The 4323-nt window shown below is 63.0% G+C and carries 4 protein-coding genes; 1 reads left to right on the forward strand and 3 read right to left on the reverse strand.

Annotated elements, in window-relative coordinates:
- Positions 1-175 precede the first annotated feature (175 nt).
- From J0F76_RS20045 to J0F76_RS20055, 3 genes are all read right to left on the reverse strand, one after another.
- The gene (locus J0F76_RS20045) at positions 176-373 is read right to left on the reverse strand and encodes a hypothetical protein (RefSeq protein WP_207472175.1); all 198 of its coding nucleotides are present in this window, start codon (positions 371-373) and stop codon (positions 176-178) included.
- Between the two features lie 219 nt (positions 374-592).
- Entirely contained in the window at positions 593-1180 is a 588-nt protein-coding gene (locus J0F76_RS20050; RefSeq protein WP_207472176.1) for an ATPase, read from the reverse strand.
- Positions 1177-1536 carry a TA system antitoxin ParD family protein gene (locus J0F76_RS20055; RefSeq protein ID WP_207472177.1) on the reverse strand — a complete coding sequence of 120 codons (360 nt, stop codon included), beginning with the start codon at positions 1534-1536 and terminating at the stop codon, positions 1177-1179. Before J0F76_RS20055 ends, J0F76_RS20050 begins: the two co-directional genes overlap by 4 nt.
- A gap of 787 nt (positions 1537-2323) precedes the next feature.
- On the opposite strand from J0F76_RS20055, the gene recD2 reads away from it, so the two are divergent.
- The coding region (gene recD2 / locus J0F76_RS20060; protein WP_207472178.1) for an SF1B family DNA helicase RecD2 at positions 2324-4323 on the forward strand (2000 nt) is incomplete at its 3' end.

Consider the following 4323-nt stretch of genomic DNA (forward strand, 5'->3'; position numbering starts at 1 on the left):
CAGGTTGGTGAAAGGGCGCCTCATCACATCCTCCTGAATAGCTTCAGGAAACTATCGAGTGATGCATTCCAGAATGGAATGTGCCCCCGGCTATAAGCGAAGATGCAATAGGTTATCTTATGGAACGATTGCTCGCTTTGGGCAGGACTTGGAGCATTGGTTCTCGGCAGGCAAATCAAGCCGATCCACTGCCGGTGGAATCATCCAAGATTGCCGCACGATCTGTTCGAGAGTTTTTGTCTTTGTCGCCTGCCTGGAACTCAAGCAGATCACCCTCCCAAAGCCGCAGCTCTTCTTCCGACATGGGCTCCAAAAAATCGGGCAGTCGGTTGACCAGCTCCTCCAGAATACCAATGCGAACAGCCTTTTTCATTGCTTTGCACCCTGACGTCGACCATGGCGTCTGACCACCATCATGGTTCGAGCAGTTAGCATGGGCAGTCTACCACGCCGGACATTTCCAGCAACACGGGCCGGCAGAAATCTCGAGCACCTCTCACAGAGGGCGAGCAAGCATGCCGAGGCCGTGCCGCTATCCGGCACTCCACGACAGACTGCGGCTTGATGACCCTCAAGCCAGACAGGTGGTCCTTCAAATGACCAGATCCGCCGCATAGGCCTGCCGGATCCATGCCGGAGGATCGGGGCGCATGTTGAGGAGATGCCCTTGCCGAAACGTGAGATTGAGCTTGGGGCTTTGGCCCGCGACCGAATTGTCGTAGACGAGGCCCATATCCGCAAGCTGCACGGCCTCCCGGATCAGCGGCATGGAGCGTCCGTAACGCTCCCGGATCTTAGCCTCCGGCACAGCATGTCCTCCGGTCCCGACCCGGTGGGCGACCCGCGCCACCGAGAGGTCAGGGCTGTCCACCCCTACATGCATGACCCACACGGTGTAGCCCCTCGTCCGCGCTTCCTTGATCAGGTCGAGCTTCGAGGGGTGCGAGAAGACCGTCTCGGTCGCAAGATCGCCTCCTCTCGCGAGGATGTCGGTCCTTCGGCTCGCCGCGATCTCTGCCGCTTTGTAGGAGGCCTCGGGACTGCTGTCCTTCAGCTCATCTCGCTGAATGACATCGGCATTGATGAACGGCCCGGCGAAGGCGGGAGCCACGCGCGTCCGGTAGAGGGTGGACTTGCCGGCGCCATTCGGACCGGCAAGCAGGATCAGGGTCGGGCTCATCCTTCAGGCTGAGCGTCCACAGTCACAATCTTGCCTGAGGCATCCAGGCCGACAGCCTTGCAGCTTTGGCGCAGCTCGGTGAAAAATGCGTCTTCTTCCGGCCCGGGTTCGGACATCCTGGCCAGGAACTGTTCGGACCAGACGGCCTTTTCCTCGGCGGTGAGGACACCCGTCTCCAACTCGCCTGCGAGCACCCGCGAGATCTTGATGTAATCGAAGTTGCCGGAACGCTCGATGGCGCGACCGATGCGCGCCCAATGCGTGATCTGACCGGCAAGGGACCGGCTTTGGCGATCGGCGACGGCGCGGGCGTCGTTAACCAGAGCATCGTCAGCAAACTTGATCGATTGAGCCATGGGGTTTCCTCCTGCTATCAAGGTGGCGTTTCGCCACCCCGAGGTCAAGTCGATCACGAAGGCGATAGCCCTGGCGTCAGCGTCCTCCGAGCACTCTGGAGAAATGGTCTTCTGGGCAAGGACACGCCAGCCCGGAGCCGATGGCAGCTCCCGTGTTGATCAGGTTGTGTTTCGCGACGTCCTGTTTTCGACCTGCAAAGCCGCATGTCACCCTTCAGCGACCGGTCAGTCAGCCCTGGTCAGAAAGTCACGCCCTTCCTTTCGATGCTCCCCGGTTGCAGATCACCAGAACCTGCTCGTCACACGCGGATCCTTCGGGCTGGCTGTCGACACGCGGTCGATGAAGAGTTCGACCTGCTTCAGGTCGGGTTTCGGAGACTCCCGATCCGGCAAGCGTCTGCATACGGCGTAAGTGGCGGCACCGCCGAAGGCCGCGGAGGCGAGAACAAGGAAGAGTTCAGCACTCGTGCTCATCATATGAATGCCGTCCCGTTTGCTGCTGACAGCGATATCGTCGACTGGCTCGCCCCATGAACAGGGTGGGGCAGCCTGTCCCTGCAGATCAGGTCATCGTAACCTTCATCCGACGGACAAGTCGAGAGGAACCGGCGAGGCAGGAGGGATGCCATGGAAGTCATGCGCCGAGAGCAGCGTGCCAGTGTCCGGGCGAACTTGGTTCAGACCTTGGCAGGCGCATATCTCCTGGCACATGGACCACAAGGCAGATGCCGCTATCGCCGCCCAGATGACTTCCTCTGCATTTCCGCGCAGCGTATAAGTGGTGCCGATGACACCCTCTGAGACCAGCAACCCGAGCGAGGTCCTAGCCGGCTTGGTCGAGCGCGTCACCTTCCACAGTCCGGAAAGCGGCTTCTGCGTCCTGCGGGTCAAGGCACGCGGGCACCGCGATCTCATCACCGTGGTCGGTCATGCCGCGATGATCTCCGCCGGAGAATGGGTCACCGCCTCGGGCCTGTGGCTCAACGACCGCACCCATGGCCTGCAGTTCAAGGCGCAGTTCCTGAAGACCTCCACGCCCTCCTCGATCGAGGGCATCGAGAAATACCTAGGCTCCGGCATGATCCGCGGGATCGGACCTGTCTATGCCCGGCGGCTGGTGAAGGCCTTCGGCAAGGACGTCTTCGATGTCATCGAGGCCGAGCCCGAACGCCTGCGCGAGGTGGGCGGCATCGGCCCTGTCCGGGCAGCCAAGATCACCGCGGGCTGGGCCGACCAGAAGGTCATCCGCGAGATCATGGTGTTCCTGCACCAGCATGGTGTGGGCACCGCGCGCGCCGTGCGGATCTTCAAGACCTACGGTACGGATGCCGTTCAGGTGATGAGCGAGAACCCTTATCGGTTGGCCCGCGACATTCGCGGCATCGGTTTTCGCACTGCGGATCTCATCGCCAGCAAGCTCGGCATCGAGAAGACCGCCCCTATCCGGGTTCGCGCGGGCGTGTCGTTCGCCTTGAGCGAAGCCATGGGGGACGGCCATTGCGGGCTGCCGCGGGGCGAGCTGACAGTCCTTGCAGAAAAGCTCCTCGAGGTGCCGCCAGCCCTGATCGTGAGCGCCATCGGCGAGGAGCTTGCCGAGGGCTCGGTCACCGCAGACCGGGTGGGCGAGGCGGAGTGCATCTTTCTCACCGGGCTGTACCAGGCGGAACGCGCCATTGCCGGGCACCTCTTGCGCCTCAGCGCAGGCCCCCTGCCCTGGCCCGCCATCGATGCCGATCGCGCCCTGCCCTGGATCGAGGAGAAGACCGGCCTCAACCTGGCCCCGAGCCAGGCCGAGGCGATCCGCCTGGCGCTCAAATCCAAGGTCACGGTGATCACCGGCGGACCCGGTGTGGGCAAGACCACCATCGTGAACGCCATCCTGCGCATCCTGGCCGCCAAGGGTGTGAAGCTCCTGCTCGCGGCGCCCACCGGCCGCGCCGCCAAGCGCATGACCGAGACCACCGGCATGGAGGCTAAAACTATCCACCGGCTTCTGGAGTTCGACCCCAAGGCCTTCGCCTTCAAGCGCAACGAAGAAAGCCCGCTCGACTGCGATCTGCTGGTCGTCGACGAAAGCTCCATGGTCGATGTGCCGCTCATGCAGTCGCTGATGAAGGCCCTGCCCCCGTCAGCCGCCCTCCTGATGGTGGGCGACATCGACCAGCTGCCCTCGGTCGGGCCCGGCCAGGTGCTGGCGGACATCATCGGCTCGGGTGCCGTGCCGGTGGTGCGTCTCACCGAGGTCTTCCGCCAGGCTGCGCAAAGCAAGATCATCACCACCGCGCATGCGATCAATGCCGGCGGGCTGCCCGACCTCGCGCCACCGGCGGGCGAGGCGGACTTCTACTTCGTGCCGGCCCGGGATCCGGAAGAGGCGGTGGCGCGCATTGTCGAACTGGTCAGACGGCGCATCCCCCGCCGGTTCAAGCTGGATCCGATCAAGGACATTCAGGTCCTGTGTCCCATGAACCGGGGCGGTGTCGGCGCCCGATCGCTCAACATCGAGCTGCAAAAGGCGCTGAACCCGGCCGGCGAGAAAAAGGTCGAGCGGTTCGGCTGGACCTTCGCTCCGGGCGACAAGGTCATGCAGATCGAGAACGACTACGACAAGGAGATCTATAACGGCGACATCGGCACCATCGAGGATGTCGATGCCGATGAGGGCGAGGTCGCGGTCGGCTTCGACGGCCGCACGGTCGCCTTTGCCTTTGGCGAGCTCGACACCCTGGTGCCGGCTTATGCCGCCACCATCCACAAGAGCCAGGGCTCGGAATACCCGGCGGTGGT

Source organism: Paracoccus fontiphilus, assembly GCF_017356265.1.
GTDB classification, from domain to species: domain Bacteria; phylum Pseudomonadota; class Alphaproteobacteria; order Rhodobacterales; family Rhodobacteraceae; genus Paracoccus; species Paracoccus fontiphilus.